Here is a 14,977-nt window from a genome sequence, read left to right as displayed (position 1 = left end):
CCTCCACAACGTCCTACGCACGCTGGATCACTCCCGACAGCTCCTCGAACGCGGCCAGGCTGTGCCCCGCGACGAAGGAGTCGATCGACGGCAGCGCGGCCTGCATGCCGCCGGTCAGCGGCTCGTAGCCCTCCCGGCCCTTGTGCGGGTTCACCCACACCACCGCGTGCGCGAGCCGCCGCAGCCGGGCCATCTGGTCGGCCAGCAGCTCGGTGCCGCCGCGCTCCCAGCCGTCGCTGCAGATCACGACGACCGCCCCGCGGGCCATGCCGCGCTGGCCCCACCGGTCGAGGAACGCCTTGAGCACCTCGCCGAGCCGGGTGCCGCCGGACCAGTCGGGAATCGCCGAGCCGCTGGCGGCCAGCGCCTTGTCCGGGTCGCGCAGCCGCATCTCCCTGGTCACCCGGGTCAGCCGGGTGCCGATGGTGAACACCTCGGTGGACGACGGCCGGGCCCGCACCGCGGCGTGCGCGAAGCGCAGCAGCGCGTCGGCGTAGGGGCTCATCGACCCGGAGACGTCGACCAGCAGGACGACGCGCCGTGGCCGGGGCGCCGCCCGCCGGTGCAGCAGCCGGGTGACCTCGCCGCCGTCGCGCAGCGCCCGGCGCACCGTGCGAGCAGGGTGGACGGCGCCGAGCAGGCTCGGCCGCCGCCGGCGCGACGGGCGCATCGGGGTGGCGGGCCGCAGCAGGGTGAACAGCCGGCGCAGGTGCTCGCGTTCGGCGACGGTGAGCTCTGAGACGTCGCGGTGGCGCAGCACCTCGTCGGCGCTGGCCTGCACGGCGAGGTCGTTGGCCTCCTCGGACTGCTCGCCCTCGCCCGATCCGGCGTCCAGCGGCGCCATGACCGAGACGACCTGCCGCTCCGGCGGGGCGGACCGCGGCCGCCGGGGCGCCTCTCCGGCGAAGTAGGCGACGAATGCGGCGTCGTAGCGGTCGAGGTCGTCGGGGCCTCCGCACAGCGTCAGCCGGCCGGCCCAGTACACGTGCGTGGGGTCCAGGACGTCGAGCGAGCCGACGGCGGCGAGCATCGCCTCCACCCGGTCCGGTGAGGCGGCCACCCCCGCGGCGCGCAGCGTGCGGGCGAAGCCGAGGACGGTGTCGACGATGTCGCGGGTCCCGGTTTCAGCCACCGAAGAGCGCCCCGCGGACCTGCATCTGCACCCGCTCGGTGTCCTCCCGGTACTTCAGCACCGCCCCGAGCGTGCGGGCGGCGACGTCGGGGTCGAGGTCGCGGGCGCCGAGGGTGTGCAGCGCGGTGGCCCAGTCCATGGCCTCGGCGATGCCGGGCGGCTTGAGCAGGTCGAGGGTGCGCAGCTTCGCCGTCGCCCGGGCCACCTCGCGGGCCATCTGCTCGGTCACCTCGGGCAGCCGGCGGCGGAGGATCGCCACCTCGCGGTCGAAGTCCGGGTGCTGCAGCCAGTGGTAGAGGCAGCGGCGCTTGAGGGCGTCGTGCACCTCGCGGGTGCGGTTCGAGGTGAGGATGACCAGCGGCGGCGTCTGCGCGCGGACGGTGCCGAGCTCGGGGATGGAGATGGTGAAGTCCGAGAGCACCTCGAGCAGGAAGGCCTCGAACTCGTCGTCGGCGCGGTCCACCTCGTCGACCAGCAGCACGCTCGGCGAGTCCTCCAGCGCCTGCAGCAGGGGCCGGGCGAGCAGGAACCGGCGGTCGTAGAGCGAGGCCTCGAGCGCCTCGGGGTTGTCGTTGGCGTGGGCGGCCTCGGCGGCGCGCAGGTGCAGCAGCTGGCGGCCGAAGTCCCAGTCGTAGAGCGCCTGGCTCGCCTCGAGGCCCTCGTAGCACTGCAGCCGGTAGATCGGCCGGCCGGTGACCTCGGCCAGCGCATGCGCCAGCGCGGTCTTGCCGACGCCGGCCTCGCCCTCCAGGAACAGCGGCCGGTGCATCACCAGCGCCAGGTAGGCGGCGGTGGCCAGCCCCTCGTCCGGCAGGTAGCCGGTCGCCTCCAGCGCCGCCGCCAGCTTCTCCGGGCTGGACAGGTCGGAGGGCAGATCCTGGTCAGCGGTCGGGAGGGTGGGCTCGGTCACGACCCGAGCATCCCACCCGGACGTGGAAACGGTGGCCGGCCGAGTCCTGTCCTCGGCCGGCCACCGTCGTCGACGCCCCCCTGCAGGGTCCCGCCGCGAGTCTGCGAGCGGTGGGGGGCAGGGGTCCTTCCTCAGATGCGCCGGTCGGTGTCGGCGCCCTCGACCTCGATCTGCTCCTGGCGCACGTCGGCGGAGACGGTCTCCTGGTCGGTCACGGTCTCCTTGTCCAGGCGGACCCGCTCGACCGGAACGGCCTCCTTCTCCACCACGGGCCGCTCGGCGCGCAGGGTGACCTCGTGCTCCTCCTCGCTGATCGCCGGGCCGTCCATCGCGGCGCCCACGTTGGCCTCGGTGATCGGCTCGCGCTCGACCCGGACCTCCTCGCGGGACACCGGCACCGTCTCGGTCACGTTCTCGCTGACCACGTACTTGCGCAGCCGGGCGCGGCCGACCTCCTCCGAGCGGGTGCCCACGTTGAGCCGCTCCTCCGAGCGGGTCATCGCGTCGTCCGTGGTCGGGCCGGAGGTGTCGTGCCCGACGGTGCCCGGGGCGTCGGTGCCGGTGTAGCCGGCCCGCCCGGTGTCGCTCATGCCGGTGGTCGCCATGCCCGTCGTCGACTCGGTGGTCGTGTCCGTCGTCCGGTAGCTGTCCTGGCCGGCGCCCGAGCCGACGCCCAGGCCGTAGTAGCGGTAGAGCTCCTGCTCCTCCTGCGGCGACAGGTGGCCCTCGGTGTCGATCTTCGGCGCGTCCTTGACCCGGTCCTTGCTGACCGCTACGCGCAGGCCGTCGTCGGTCAGGTCGGCGTCCCGGATCGGGACGAAGGACTCCTTGGTGCCGAACAGGCCGGTGCGCACCGTCACCCACTCCGGCTGGCCGCTCTCGTCGTCGAGGTAGACCTCGGAGGCCGAGCCGATCTTCTGTCCGGACTCGTCGTAGACGTCCTTGCCGATCACGCGGCTGATGGTCTCGCTGCCGATCATCGTCGTTGTCGCTCCCATCTGAGCACGGGGTTCAGGGTCGCCCGGATGGGTGACCAGAGCGGGCCGCCCGAAACGATCCCGTCCTGGTCAAATCCGGATCCCGGCCGGCGCACGACGGGGCGCACGTCCGCGCACCTGGACGTCCCTGAGGACGTTTCCGCAGGTCAGGCGCATGATTTGGTGGCGCGCCATTCGGTTGTCAGCCCCGAGATGTGAATTGACAGCCTCAGATCGGCCGCTCCGGCCCGGGCGTGTCGTGACCCCTCCCCGGCGCGTCGCCGGGACGCCGCGGCCGGTGCTGCCCAGCATGGTCGGGTGCCTCCCCGCTCGCCGTACGACAACCTCGTCCACCCCCGCACCGTCAAGAAGCCCGTGCCGCAGATCGCGGCCGAGCGCGACCTCGTGGTCGAGGACCCGAGCAGCGGGTTCGTCGGCGCGGTGGTGCGGTGCGAGAAGGACGTCGTCCACCTCGAGGACCGATTCGGCAAGGTGCGCGCCTACCCCCTCGGCCCCGGCTTCTGGGTCGACGGCCGGCCGGTGGTGCTGGTCCGCCCCCGGCCGGCCGCACCCACCGCACCGACCCGCAGCGCGTCGGGGTCCACCTACGTCGCCGGCGCCCGCGCGCGGGTGGCCCGCGAGGGCCGCATCTACGTCGAGGGCAAGCACGACGCCGAGCTCGTGGAGAAGGTCTGGGGCCACGACCTGCGCATCGAGGGGGTCGTCGTGGAGCCGCTGCACGGGGTCGACGACCTGCCCTCGATCGTCCGGGACTTCCGCCCGGGCGCGGGGCGGCGGCTCGGCGTCCTCGTCGACCACCTGGTCCGCGGGTCGAAGGAGTCGCGGATCGCCGAGCAGGTCACCGGCGAGCACGCGCTCGTCGTCGGCCACCCGTTCATCGACATCTGGCAGGCGGTCAAGCCGTCGGTCGTCGGCATCCGCGAGTGGCCGACCGTGCCGAAGGGCGAGTCCTGGAAGGAGGGCGTCTGCCGCCGGCTGGGCTGGGAGGACGACACCGGCTACGTGTGGGCGCAGCGGATCCTCGCCCGGGTGAAGACCTGGACCGACCTCGAGCCGACCCTGATCGGCCGCGTCGAGGAGCTCATCGACTTCGTGACGACGGACTGAGCAGGAGGAGATCGGTGCGGGTCACGCGCACGGATCTCCTCCGCAACCGTCAGTCCGGGATGTAGGCGAAGGTGTCCGGGTCCGGGCCGGTGCGCTCGCCCCGGTCGAGCCCGCTGAGCACGGCCATCTGCGACTCGTCGAGCTCGAAGTCGAAGATCGCGAAGTTCTCCTCGACCCGGCTGCGGGTGACCGACTTCGGGAAGACGATGTCGCCGCGCTGGATGTGCCAGCGCAGCGTCACCTGGGCCGGCGTGCGGCCGACCTCCTCGGCGACGGCCCGGATCGCCGGGTCGTCGTTGACCTTCCCCCGGGCGATCGGCGCCCAGGCCTCGGTGACGATCTCGTGGTCGGCGTCGAACGCGCGGACATCGTCCTGGGTCAGGTACGGGTGCACCTCGATCTGGTTCACCGCGGGGCGCAGCTCCGAGGCGCCGAACACGTTGCGCAGGTGGTGCGGCTGGAAGTTGGAGACGCCGACCGCGCGCACCTGGCCGCCGGCGTAGATCTCCTCCATGACCGTCCAGCGCTTGACGTAGTCGGCCAGCGTGGGCAGCGGCCAGTGGATGAGCAGCAGGTCGAGCCGGTCGAAGCCCAGATCGGCCAGGCTCTGGTCCACCGAGCGCAGCATCTCGTCGCGCTCGCGCCACCTGTTGCTCACCTTGGAGGTCACGAAGACCTCCTCCCGCGGGATCCCCGCGCGGCGGATCGCCTCCCCGACCTGCTTCTCGTTGCCGTACATCTGCGCGGTGTCGATGTGCCGGTAGCCGACCTCGAGCGCGGCGAGGGTGGCGTCCAGGGTCTGGTCGGGTGGCACCTGGAAGACGCCGAAGCCCAGCTGGGGGATCTCCACGCCGTTGTTCAGGCGGACGGTGGGCACGGATGCCACAGGTGTTCCTCTCGTCGTCGGTGGGAGGGCGGCGCCGCCGTCGGCACGCTCGGCCCCGTCGCCGCCTACCCGGCGGACGGCGGCTCAACCCGCCGATCAGATCGCGGTGCGCGCCGCCCACAGGTCCGGGAAGACGGGCCGGGCGGCGCTGCGCTCGAGCCAGGCCAGCCCGGCCGACCCGCCCGTGCCCGGCTTGTCGCCCATGGCGCGGCGGACGGCGGTCACGTGGCGCTGCCGCCAGGTGGTGAACTCCTCCGCGACGTCGGTCAGCGCCTCGCCCAGGGCGAACAGCTCGTTGCCGGGGCGGGGGTCGCGGTAGACGTCGGCCCACAGAGCGGTGACCGCCGGGTGGGCCTCGTGCGTCACCGCGCGATCGCGGGTGAGCACCTCGTCGGGCACCGGCCGGCCGTGCCGGGCGAGGAAGGCGAGCACGTCGTCCTCCAGCGAAGGTCCGGCCAGCGCGCGCAGCAGGTCGGCGTGCACCGCCGGCAGCGCGCGGTGCGGCCGGACGACGGACTCCGCCTTGAGCCCGAGCAGGAACTCCACGTGCCGGTACTCGTAGGACTGGAAGCCGGAGGCCTCGCCGAGCTGCTCCCGGAAGGCGTTGAACTCCGCCGGCGTGAGCCACAGCAGCGAGCCCCACGACGCGTTGAGCGAGCGCAGGTGGTGCACCGAGCGCCGCAGCGCCGCGAGGGCGCCGTCCAGGTCGTCGATCCGCAGCCGCCGCTGGGCGAGCTCCCACTCCCGGCGCAGCAGCGTGAACCACAGCTCCATGACCTGGGTGACCACCAGGAACGCGGGCTCGGCCGGGGAGTCGGTGACCGGGCGCACCAGCGCCTGCAGCTGGCGCACGCCGACGTACTGCTCGTACGGGGTGACCTCGGCGAACTCGACGATCGGCTCGGCCGGCCCGCCGTCGCCGGCGGCCCGGGCCGCCTGCCCGTGCAGCCGTCGGGTGCTCACCGGGGCAGCATCACCCTCCGCTGCCGGTGGCCGGAAGGGGCTCCGGCACCGGGTCAGCCGTCCGGGGGCGCAGCAGCGGTGCCCCGGCGAGGGCGAGGACGCCGGCCAGTCCCGCCGCCAGCGCCGGGACGGCGAACGCGGTCTCCGCGCCCCAGGCGTCCACGGCGGCGCCGGCGACCGCCGATCCCGCGGTGACGCCGAGGGTCAGTCCCGTCGTCGTCCAGGACAGCGCCTCGGTGAGCGCCGCCCGCGGCACCCGCGACTCGACCAGCGACGTGCCCGAGACGAGCACCGGCGCGATCGACAGGCCCGAGAGGAACGCCGCGGGGAGCAGCACGGCCAACGACCCCACGCCGAGCAGCAGCTGGACGGCGACGGCGAAGAACAGCGCGCAGCCGACGTAGCGGGCGGCCAGCGTGCCCGGCAGCCGGACGACGCCGTAGACCAGGCCGGCCACGAGGCTGCCGAGGGCGAACACGGCCAGCGCGGCGCCGGCCATCACCGGCGCCCCCTCCGCCTGCGCGAAGCCGACGACGACGACGTCCACCGCGCCGAACACCGTCCCGATCGCGAGGTACACGACGCCGACGACCAGCACCGCCGGGCTCAGCAGCGCGGCGCGCCGCGACGGGCCGCTCGGGTCGACGGCGTGCACCGGCGGCTCGGTGGCGCGCAGCCCGGCCAGCCACAGCCCGCCGACGACGCCGGAGAGCAGGCCGGCGAGGAAGCCGGCCGGCGGGGTGATCGCCGTGGCCAGCACCGTGACCAGCGGCGGGCCGACGACGAACACGACCTCGTCGACCACCGACTCGAACGCGAAGGCGGTCTGCCGGCTCGGGCAGTCCAGAACGGCGGCCCAGCGTGCCCGGACCATCGCGCCGATGTTGGGCTCGGTGGCCCCGGTCAGGCCGGCCAGGACGAACCACAGCCAGTGCGGGCCGTCGGCCAGCACGGCGACGGTGAAGGCCACGCCGCTGACCAGGTAGGCCACGACTGCCAGCCGGAGGACCGATCCCTGGCCGCGGCGGTCCATCAGCCGGGCCCACTGCGGGCTGGCGAAGGAGAAGGCCAGCGCCAGCGTCCCGGACAGCGCGCCGGCCAGGCCGTAGCTGCCGGTCTCAGCGGCGACCAGCAGCACGGTGCCGAGGCCGAGCATCGGCATGGGGAGGCGGGCCAGCCAGCCCGCCAGGGAGAAGGCCACGGCTCCGGGGACGGCGAACAGCCGGGCGTAGGGGCCGAAGACGGTGCGGGGCGACACGGTTCTTCTCGCGCTCTCTGGCCACAGGCGAGTGCGGGGACTGCCCCGCCGGACTCTCGGGTGGCGAGTGCGACGGTAGCAACGACCCCCGGCGGGCCGCTGCCGGTTTACGCGTGCGCGCGACCGGCGCGGGACCCATGAAGCGTCATGCATTCTCTGTAACGTGGCGCACACTTTCCGCTACGAACCGCGAAGGAACGCCTGTGCCCCGCACGCGCCGCCTCCCCGCCCCGCTCCGCGCCCTCCTCGTCGTCCTCCTGGCCCTGACCGTCCTGCTGACGGGGGGTGTCGCCGCCGCCAAGGGCGGCGACGACTCCGGCGGCGACGACTCCGGCGGCGGCGGGACGACCGCCACGGCCGGCGACTTCGCCGTCACCGTCAACGGCCGCCTCCACAACCCGGCCGCCGGCCGCGAGACCCGGCTGCAGGGCGTCGTCCCCGCCGGTCCGATCACCGTGCGCGGCATCCACGTGACCTTCACGATCGACCCCGCCACCCTGGGCGTCCTCGACTACGCGCTGACCGGCGCCCCCGACCCGCAGCGCATGGTGACCGCGCCGACCGTCGTCTTCGCCTCGAAGGTCCCCGTGCTCACCCCGGCCCAGCTCTCCGGCGTGCGGATCGCGGACCTGCGGCTGCGCGACGGCGTCCTCGTCGCCGAGTTCTCGACCGCGGCCGGCAAGCTCAAGATCCAGGCGAAGGACGCGCCGCAGGGCGGGATCTTCCAGATGGAGCAGGAGTTCGGCACCGCGGTCGAGTACGTCCACACGCTCGGCAGCGGGCTGTTCTACTTCGTCAACCCGTTCACCGGGAAGATCAACTTCGGCGACGGCGTCAGCGGGGACAGCACCCACCAGATGCTGCTCGGCAAGGACAGCCCGCAGGTGGCCACCAAGCTCTTCCAGGACGGGACGACGACCCGCTGGTCGGTGGCCTCCGGCGGCCGCCTGGGCGGCGTGCTCGGCGAGGACGCGATCGAGCTGTCCGCCGGCGCGACCAACTGCACGAGCGACTGCCAGGCGCAGAACCAGATCCGCGGCTCGGTCCCCGTGTCGCCGGACCCGGTGGACCCGACGCCGATCGGCTGACCCCCCTGCCGGATGCAACGTCCGTGCAGCGCCCGCTCCCGCATCCGCGGTTCCTCGCTCGTGGAGGGACCGCGGATGCGGCGTCTCCGGGGTCGTGATCACCGAACGTGGCGACGGCGTCGTCGGTCGCTACTACATTCGCGGGCGTGACCGCCACCTCGCTGCCCGACCCCTGGGTTCGCCCGACCGACGGCGTCCCGGGCAGCGGCGGGCTGGTGGACCGGCACGGCCGGGTCGCCACCGACCTGCGGGTATCGCTGACCGACCGCTGCAACCTCCGCTGCACCTACTGCATGCCGCCGGAGGGGCTGACCTGGCTGCCCAAGCAGGAGGTGCTCACCGACGACGAGATCAACCGGCTGATCCGGATCGCCGTCGAGCAGCTGGGCATCCGCGAGGTCCGCTTCACCGGCGGGGAGCCGCTGCTGCGCCCCGGCCTGGTCGGCCTGGTGCAGGCGGCGACCGCGCTGGAGCCGCGGCCCGAGGTCAGCCTCACCACCAACGCGATCGGGCTGGCCCGCGTGGCGCCCGCGCTGGCCGAGGCCGGGCTGGACCGCATCAACGTCAGCCTCGACACCCTCGACCCCGAGCGGTTCAAGCAGCTGACCCACCGCGACCGGCTGGACGACGTCCTCGCCGGGCTGGCCGCGGCGCAGGCGGCGGGCCTGACCCCGGTCAAGGTCAACGCCGTCCTGCTGCACGGCATGAACGAGCAGGACGCCGTCCCGCTGCTGGACTTCTGCCTGGAGCACGGCTACCAGCTGCGCTTCATCGAGCAGATGCCGCTCGATGCCCACCACGCCTGGACCCGCGGCCGGATGGTCACCGCCGAGGACATCCTCGAGCGGCTGTCCGGGGCGTACACCCTGACGCCGGACGACGAGGAGCGCGGCTCCGCCCCCGCCGAGCGGTGGCTGGTCGACGGCGGCCCGGCGACCGTCGGCATCATCGCCTCGGTCACCCGCTCGTTCTGCGGGGCGTGCGACCGCACCCGGCTGACCGCCGACGGGCAGGTGCGCAACTGCCTGTTCGCCCGTGAGGAGTCCGACCTGCGCACGCCGATGCGCGACGGCGCGACCGACGAGGAGCTGGCCGACCGCTGGCGGATCGCCACGCTGGGCAAGCTGCCCGGCCACGGCATCGACGACCCGAGCTTCCTGCAGCCCGCGCGCCCCATGTCGGCCATCGGCGGATGAGCGTCACGGTGCGGTACTTCGCCGGAGCCCGGGCGGCCTCCGGGGTGGACACCGAGACCCGCGACGCCGCCACCCTCGACGAGCTCGTCGGCCAGATCGTGGAGGAGCACGGCGAGAAGCTCGGGCGGGTGCTGACCGCCTGCTCCTTCCTCGTCGACGGAACCACCACCCGTGACCAGTCGTTGGCGCTGGCACCCGGCGCGGTGGTGGACGTGCTGCCACCGTTCGCCGGAGGCTGACCGGGCGGAGGAGAGGACGGCGCGATGAGCATCTTTGGCAAGGCCAAGGCCAAGGCGGAGGAGCTGCTGGGCCGGGCCGAGGAGGTCTACGGGCAGTCGCACGGCGACGCCGCCGCCACCACGGCCGGTGAGGCGCACCGGCTCGAGGCCGAGGCCGAGGAGGAGGCCACCGGCCGCCGTCCCGACGACGACGGGCTCGCCGGCGCGCGCTGAGGCGCGCACCGGCGTCCCTGTCCCCCGGGAGAACGAGGGTCGTCAGTACGACGCGCCCACCGGTTCGTCGGGCCGGGCGTCGACGTGCAGCCGGCCGAAGAGCAGCAGCGTGATGCCCTCGGTCAGCGCCTGGATCCCGAGCAGGATGCCGAGCAGCGTCAGCGTCGCCTCCCAGATGTTGAAGAAGACGATCAGCCCGAGCAGGGTCGACACGATCCCGCTGAACAGCAGCATCGTCCGGTCGCCGGGGTTCTCGACGGCCGCGACGATCCGCGTGATGCCGCCGGCAAGGAAGAGCGCCCCGGCGAGCAGCGTGAGCGCCAGCGCCCCGATGCCCGGCCGGCGCACCAGCATCAGGCCGAGCACCAGCAGCAGTCCCCCGCCGACGGCGATCGGCCAGAAGCCGCCCTTGCCGAGGCGGGAGAACGCCCCGGCGAGCGCCACGACCCCGCCGAGGATCGCCGTCCAGCCGATGAACAGGACCGACACCACGGTCGCGAACACGACGTTCCCCAGGACCACCAGCCCCGCGATGATCACCAGGACGCCCATGGCGACGTCCCACCCGGTGCGGCGGCGCGCCACGCTCAGCTCCGTCACGGTTCACCCCTCCTGCGGGGGTCCCCGGAGCAGGCGGGCCGTCCCCGGAGTCGCCCCCGTCGACGAGAGGCGGCAAGCCTGCCGCCGTCGCCGCGGCGCGCACCACCGCCGAACGTCCCGGAAGGCCGCAGCGTGCGCGCCGAGCAGGTGACCGACCCGGTCACCTACCACGGGGAGGGACCGGTCTGGTCGCCCGGCTGGGGCGGGCTGCGGTGGGTCGACATGCTGGCCGGCGACGTCCTCTCCCTGGCCGAGGACGGGGCGGTGCGGCGCCGCCACGTCGGCGAGGTCGCCGCGGTGCTCCGGCCGCGGCGTGCGGGCGGCGCGGTGATCGCCGTGGAGCGGGGCTTCGCGCTGGAGGACGCCGACGGATCGCTCAGGACGCTGCCCCCGCTGTGGACCGCCCCGGGGCTCCGGATGAACGAGGGCGGCTGCGACCCCCACGGCCGCTTCTGGTGCGGCTCCATGGCCTACGACCAGCACCCGGGTGCCGGCACGCTCTACCGGCTCGACCCCGACGGCTCGGTGACGCCGGCGCTCGACGGCGTGACCATCTCCAACGGCCTCGACTGGAGCCCCGACGGGTCACTGGCCTACTACGACGACACGCCGACGCACCGGATCACCGTCTTCGACTACGCGCGCGAGACCGGGCTGAGCGCCCCGCGCACCTTCGTGCAGCTCGGGGACGACGAGAACCCCGACGGGCTCACCGTCGACGCCGAGGGCGGCGTGTGGGTGGCGCTGTTCGGCGGCGGCGCCGTCCGCAGGTACACGCCCCAGGGACGGCTCGACGCCGTGGTCGAGGTGCCCGCCGCCCAGGTGACCGCCTGCACCTTCGGCGGTCCGCGGCTCGACCGGCTCTACGTCACGACGTCCCGGGAGAACCTGCCGGCGGGCCAGGACCCGCTGGCCGGCGCCCTCTTCGCCGTCGATCCCGGCGTGACCGGCCTCCCGGTGCGGGAGTTCGCCGGCTGACCCCGGCCGGCCGACGTCGCAGCTCGCGAGGTGACCTGCGCGTAGCGCGGCGGCACTCCGGGGGCCCCGGCCGACGGCGTGCGTGACAGCGAGCGGGCGGGCAGCCTCGCTGCTGACGTTGCAGCGTCGCGTCGTCGTCCACGGCCCGGGTCCGGGCCGCCCGCGCCGGTCCGACGGGCCGGCGCCCCTTCCGACCGAGCCCTGCGGAGATCACCCATGACTCGATCCGACGACCAGACCACCATCGAACTGCGCGAGAACGGGCGCATGCTCGCCGCCGCCGACGTCCGGCCCGCCGAGGAGCCGGGCGTGGTGCGCTCCGCCCTGCACGTGGAGTCCGGGCAGCTGCCCGAGGGCACCCGCACCCGCCTCGTCGACGCCGTCCTGGAGTCGCCGCCGGTGGAGCGGGCGGAGCGGCTGGTGGCCACGATGCCGATCAGCGACACCGAGATGCTCGACCGGGTCCGCGAGCGCGCCGAGGACGTCCAGGCCCGGGCCGCGGGCGCCACCAAGATCGTCGAGGCGCGGCTCGAGACCTGAGGCTCAGGGGCAGGCGACCCACTCCTCCTCGCCGTCGGTGAAGACCTGCCGCTTCCAGATCGGCAGCCGCTTCTTCACCTCGTCGACGAGGTCGGCGCAGGCGGCGAACGCCTCGCCGCGGTGGGCCGCGCTGACCGCGCAGGCCAGGGCGACGTCGCCGATGCCGAGCATCCCGATCCGGTGGGAGACGGCGACGGCGATCAGCCCGGGGCGGGCGGCGAACTCGGCGGCGATCTCGGCGATCACGTCCGAGGCCGTGGGGTGACCGACGTACTCGAGCTCCGTCACCGAGCGCCCGCCGTCGTGGTCGCGGACCACGCCGGCGAACGAGACGACCGCGCCGGCGGCCTTGTCGGCGACGGCGTCCTCGTGCTGCTGGACCGACAGCGGCTCGTCGACGACCCGGGCGATCTGCGGGGAGGGGCTCACGCCGGGCAAGGTACCCCGCACTACGCCGGGGGGACGTCCAGATCGGCGGGATCGGCCAGCCCGGTGCAGTCGACCTCGGTGACCTCGTGCGCGGCCAGGTACCGGCGGGCGCCCTCGTCGCCGGTGGCCGTCTCCGCGACCCCGGCCCAGTGCTCGCGGCCGAGCAGCACCGGATGGCCGCGGACACCGTCGTAGGTGGCGACGGCCAGCGCGCCGGGGGCGGCGTGCTCGGCCATCCGGGCCAGCGCGGCCGGCGTCATGCCCGGCATGTCCACCAGGGTCACGAGGGCGGCGTCGATCCGCCCCGGCCAGCCGCGCAGCCCGTCCAGGCCGGTGCGCAGCGAGGAGGCCATGCCGGTCTCCCAGTCCCTGTTCGCCAGCACCGTGGCGCCGTCCAGGTCCGCCTGCCGCCAGACGTCGACCGCCCGCGCGCCGAGGACGACGAGCACCGGATCGCACACCGCCCGCGCCGTCCGGACCGCCCGCTCGACCAGCAGGCTCCCGTCGAACTCCACCAGGGCCTTGGGCATGCCGTAGCGCCGCCCGCCACCGGCGGCGAGGACGACCGCGGCAACGTTCACGCCGTCCACTCTCTCAGCGGGCGTAGACGGCGACCTCGGAGGCCTTCACCGCCGCCCACACCGGCACGCCCGGCGCCAGGCCGAGCTCCGCGAACGCGGTCGCGGTGACGTCGGCGATCAACGGCACCTCGCCGTCGAGCTCGCAGCGGACGGTGGCGCCGTGCGGGGTGGCGCCGACGAGGTGCGCCGTCCAGACGTTGCGCGGGCTGCCCTCGGGCCGGGAGAGGTAGAGGGCGACCGACTCCGGGCGGACGGCGACGAACACCGGCCCGGCCGTCTCCTCGGCGACCGCCACGCGACCGCCGCCGTCCAGCCGCACCGTCGTCCCCTCGCCGGTGCCCGGCAGCAGGGAGAGCCCGACGAGCCGCGCGACGTAGTCGGTGCGCGGGTGCCGGGCCACCTCGGCCGGCGTGCCGCTCTGCGCGACGCGCCCGTCCTCGACCACGATCACGCGGTCGGCCAGCGCCATGGCGTCGACGGGGTCGTGGCTGACCAGCACCGTGCTACCGGCGAACGCGGCGAGGTGCCGGCGCAGCTCGGCGCGGACGGTGAGCCGGGTGCGCGCGTCCAGCGCCGACAGCGGCTCGTCGAGCAGCAGCATCGCGGGGTCGGTGGCGAGCGCACGGGCCAGCGCCGTGCGCTGGGCCTGACCGCCCGAGAGGTGGCCCGGGCGCCGGTCGCCGAGGTCGGCCAGACCGACGCGGGCCAGCCAGTCGGCGGCGCGGCGGCGGGCCTCACCGTGGCTGATGCCCCGGGTGCGCAGACCGAAGGCGACGTTCTCCAGCGCGGACAGGTGGGGGAACAGCAGGTAGTCCTGGAACACCATGCCCAGCCGGCGGCGGTGCGGGGGCACGTGCAGGTCGGCGGCGACGTCGTCCCACACGTCGCCGTCCACGGCCACCCGGCCGCCCTCCGGCGGCAGCAGGCCGGCGAGCACCCGCAGCACCGTGGACTTCCCGGCGCCGTTGGGGCCGAGCACGGCGAGGACCTCGCCGTCGGCGACGTCGAGCTCGAGGTCCACCGTCAGCCCGCCGCGGCGCACGGTGATCGCGGCCGCGAGGCTCATGCCGCGGCGGCCCGGCCCAGCCAGCGCTCGCGGAGCAGCAGCAGGGTGGCGAGGGACACGAGCAACAGGATGAGGGACAGCACGATCGCCGCCTGCGGGTCGCTCTGGAGTGCCAGGTAGACCGACAGCGGCATCGTCTGCGTGGTTCCCGGGAAGTTGCCGGCGAAGGTGATGGTCGCGCCGAACTCGCCGAGGGCGCGGGCCCAGCAGAGCACGGCACCCGCGGCGATCCCGGGCGCGATGAGCGGGAGCGTGACGCGGCGGAAGGTGGTCCACCGGTCGGCGCCGAGGGTCGCCGCGGCCTCCTCGAAGCGGGCGTCGGCGGCGCGCAGCGCCCCCTCGACGCTGATCACGAGGAACGGCATCGCGACGAACGTCTCGGCGATGACCACGGCGGTCGTCGTGAACGGGATGGTGAGCCCGGTCGTCTCGAACAGCCACTGCCCGACGATGCCGCGACGGCCGAGGACCAGGAACAGCGCGACCCCGCCGACAACCGGCGGCAGCACGAGCGGGACGGTGACCAGCGCGCGCAGGACGGTCCGGCCGCGGATGCGGCTGCGGGCGAGCACCCAGGCCAGGGGCACGCCGAGGACGAGCGAGACGCCCGTGGCCAGCGTCGCGGAGAGGAGGCTCAGCCGCAGGGCCTGGCCGACCTCGGGCCGGGCGAGGTGGGCACCCAGCCCGGACCACGGGGCACGGACCACCAGCCCCAGCAGCGGGAGCACCAGGAAGAGGATCCCGATCGCGGCCGGAACCATCAGGGGCAACGGGACGCCGCCCCCACGACGAC

At 74.5% G+C, this 14,977-nt stretch carries 18 protein-coding genes; 7 read left to right on the top strand and 11 right to left on the bottom strand.

The window, feature by feature from the left end; all coding sequences use genetic code 11:
- Positions 1 to 13 precede the first annotated feature (13 nt).
- From ACWIYF_RS01705 to ACWIYF_RS01695, 3 genes are all read right to left on the bottom strand, one after another.
- Positions 14 to 1,132: a vWA domain-containing protein gene (locus tag ACWIYF_RS01705; RefSeq protein WP_448626386.1), complete on the bottom strand. Its 1,119-nt coding sequence runs from the start codon at positions 1,130 to 1,132 to the stop codon at positions 14 to 16.
- Complete coding sequence (locus ACWIYF_RS01700) at positions 1,125 to 2,042, bottom strand: AAA family ATPase (RefSeq protein WP_448626385.1); 918 nt, start codon at positions 2,040 to 2,042, stop codon at positions 1,125 to 1,127. The genes ACWIYF_RS01705 and ACWIYF_RS01700 overlap by 8 nt, the downstream gene beginning before the upstream one ends.
- Positions 2,043 to 2,173: 131 nt before the next feature.
- Positions 2,174 to 3,040, bottom strand: coding sequence for a DUF2382 domain-containing protein (locus tag ACWIYF_RS01695; protein ID WP_448626384.1), 867 nt, complete (start codon positions 3,038 to 3,040; stop codon positions 2,174 to 2,176).
- A 297-nt stretch (positions 3,041 to 3,337) separates the two neighbouring features.
- On the opposite strand from ACWIYF_RS01695, the gene ACWIYF_RS01690 reads away from it, so the two are divergent.
- Positions 3,338 to 4,147 carry a DUF3097 domain-containing protein gene (locus tag ACWIYF_RS01690; RefSeq protein ID WP_448626383.1) on the top strand — a complete coding sequence of 270 codons (810 nt, stop codon included), beginning with the start codon at positions 3,338 to 3,340 and terminating at the stop codon, positions 4,145 to 4,147.
- A gap of 49 nt (positions 4,148 to 4,196) precedes the next feature.
- Here ACWIYF_RS01690 and ACWIYF_RS01685 read toward each other — a convergent pair whose 3' ends face one another.
- From ACWIYF_RS01685 to ACWIYF_RS01675, 3 genes are all read right to left on the bottom strand, one after another.
- Entirely contained in the window at positions 4,197 to 5,024 is an 828-nt protein-coding gene (locus tag ACWIYF_RS01685) for an aldo/keto reductase (RefSeq protein ID WP_448626382.1), read from the bottom strand.
- A 105-nt stretch (positions 5,025 to 5,129) separates the two neighbouring features.
- Positions 5,130 to 5,996: a tryptophan 2,3-dioxygenase gene (locus tag ACWIYF_RS01680; RefSeq protein WP_448626381.1), complete on the bottom strand. Its 867-nt coding sequence runs from the start codon at positions 5,994 to 5,996 to the stop codon at positions 5,130 to 5,132.
- A 10-nt stretch (positions 5,997 to 6,006) separates the two neighbouring features.
- Positions 6,007 to 7,254, bottom strand: a complete 1,248-nt coding sequence (locus ACWIYF_RS01675) for an MFS transporter (RefSeq protein ID WP_448626380.1) — start codon at positions 7,252 to 7,254, stop codon at positions 6,007 to 6,009.
- 203 nt (positions 7,255 to 7,457) lie between these two features.
- Between ACWIYF_RS01675 and ACWIYF_RS01670 the strand changes: the two genes are divergently transcribed.
- The 4 genes from ACWIYF_RS01670 to ACWIYF_RS01655 all read left to right on the top strand — a co-directional run bounded on the left by ACWIYF_RS01670 (position 7,458) and on the right by ACWIYF_RS01655 (position 9,990).
- Positions 7,458 to 8,342, top strand: a complete 885-nt coding sequence (locus ACWIYF_RS01670; protein ID WP_448626379.1) for a hypothetical protein — start codon at positions 7,458 to 7,460, stop codon at positions 8,340 to 8,342.
- Between the two features lie 146 nt (positions 8,343 to 8,488).
- Complete coding sequence (gene moaA, locus ACWIYF_RS01665) at positions 8,489 to 9,538, top strand: GTP 3',8-cyclase MoaA (RefSeq protein WP_448626378.1); 1,050 nt, start codon at positions 8,489 to 8,491, stop codon at positions 9,536 to 9,538.
- Positions 9,535 to 9,777, top strand: a complete 243-nt coding sequence (locus tag ACWIYF_RS01660; RefSeq protein WP_448626377.1) for a MoaD/ThiS family protein — start codon at positions 9,535 to 9,537, stop codon at positions 9,775 to 9,777. The genes moaA and ACWIYF_RS01660 overlap by 4 nt, the downstream gene beginning before the upstream one ends.
- Positions 9,778 to 9,801: 24 nt before the next feature.
- The gene (locus ACWIYF_RS01655) at positions 9,802 to 9,990 is read left to right on the top strand and encodes a hypothetical protein (RefSeq protein ID WP_448626376.1); all 189 of its coding nucleotides are present in this window, start codon (positions 9,802 to 9,804) and stop codon (positions 9,988 to 9,990) included.
- Between the two features lie 42 nt (positions 9,991 to 10,032).
- Here ACWIYF_RS01655 and ACWIYF_RS01650 read toward each other — a convergent pair whose 3' ends face one another.
- Entirely contained in the window at positions 10,033 to 10,590 is a 558-nt protein-coding gene (locus ACWIYF_RS01650; protein ID WP_448626375.1) for a DUF308 domain-containing protein, read from the bottom strand.
- Positions 10,591 to 10,722: 132 nt separating this feature from the next.
- Here ACWIYF_RS01650 and ACWIYF_RS01645 point away from each other — a divergent pair, with 132 nt between their 5' ends.
- Positions 10,723 to 11,568, top strand: a complete 846-nt coding sequence (locus ACWIYF_RS01645; protein ID WP_448626374.1) for an SMP-30/gluconolactonase/LRE family protein — start codon at positions 10,723 to 10,725, stop codon at positions 11,566 to 11,568.
- Between the two features lie 216 nt (positions 11,569 to 11,784).
- Positions 11,785 to 12,108 (top strand): hypothetical protein, encoded by a 324-nt coding sequence (locus ACWIYF_RS01640; RefSeq protein WP_448626373.1) that lies wholly within the window; start codon positions 11,785 to 11,787, stop codon positions 12,106 to 12,108.
- Between the two features lie 3 nt (positions 12,109 to 12,111).
- On the opposite strand, the gene ACWIYF_RS01635 is transcribed toward ACWIYF_RS01640, so the two are convergent.
- From ACWIYF_RS01635 to ACWIYF_RS01620, 4 genes are read right to left on the bottom strand one after another with little or no spacing between them, the layout of a single operon-like run.
- Positions 12,112 to 12,537 (bottom strand): molybdenum cofactor biosynthesis protein MoaE, encoded by a 426-nt coding sequence (locus ACWIYF_RS01635; RefSeq protein ID WP_448626372.1) that lies wholly within the window; start codon positions 12,535 to 12,537, stop codon positions 12,112 to 12,114.
- Between the two features lie 20 nt (positions 12,538 to 12,557).
- On the bottom strand, positions 12,558 to 13,118 hold the full coding sequence (locus ACWIYF_RS01630) for a nucleotidyltransferase family protein (protein WP_448626371.1): 561 nt from the start codon (positions 13,116 to 13,118) through the stop codon (positions 12,558 to 12,560).
- A 13-nt stretch (positions 13,119 to 13,131) separates the two neighbouring features.
- A complete protein-coding gene (locus ACWIYF_RS01625) occupies positions 13,132 to 14,184 on the bottom strand; it encodes an ABC transporter ATP-binding protein (protein WP_448626370.1) in 1,053 nt (350 codons plus the stop codon).
- Positions 14,181 to 14,945: an ABC transporter permease gene (locus tag ACWIYF_RS01620; RefSeq protein WP_448626369.1), complete on the bottom strand. Its 765-nt coding sequence runs from the start codon at positions 14,943 to 14,945 to the stop codon at positions 14,181 to 14,183. Before ACWIYF_RS01620 ends, ACWIYF_RS01625 begins: the two co-directional genes overlap by 4 nt.
- Positions 14,946 to 14,977: the final 32 nt, after the last annotated feature.

Source organism: Geodermatophilus sp. URMC 64, from assembly GCF_053502555.1.
Note: the sequence above shows the minus strand (reverse complement) of the source record. Positions and strands in the feature narration are given on the sequence as shown.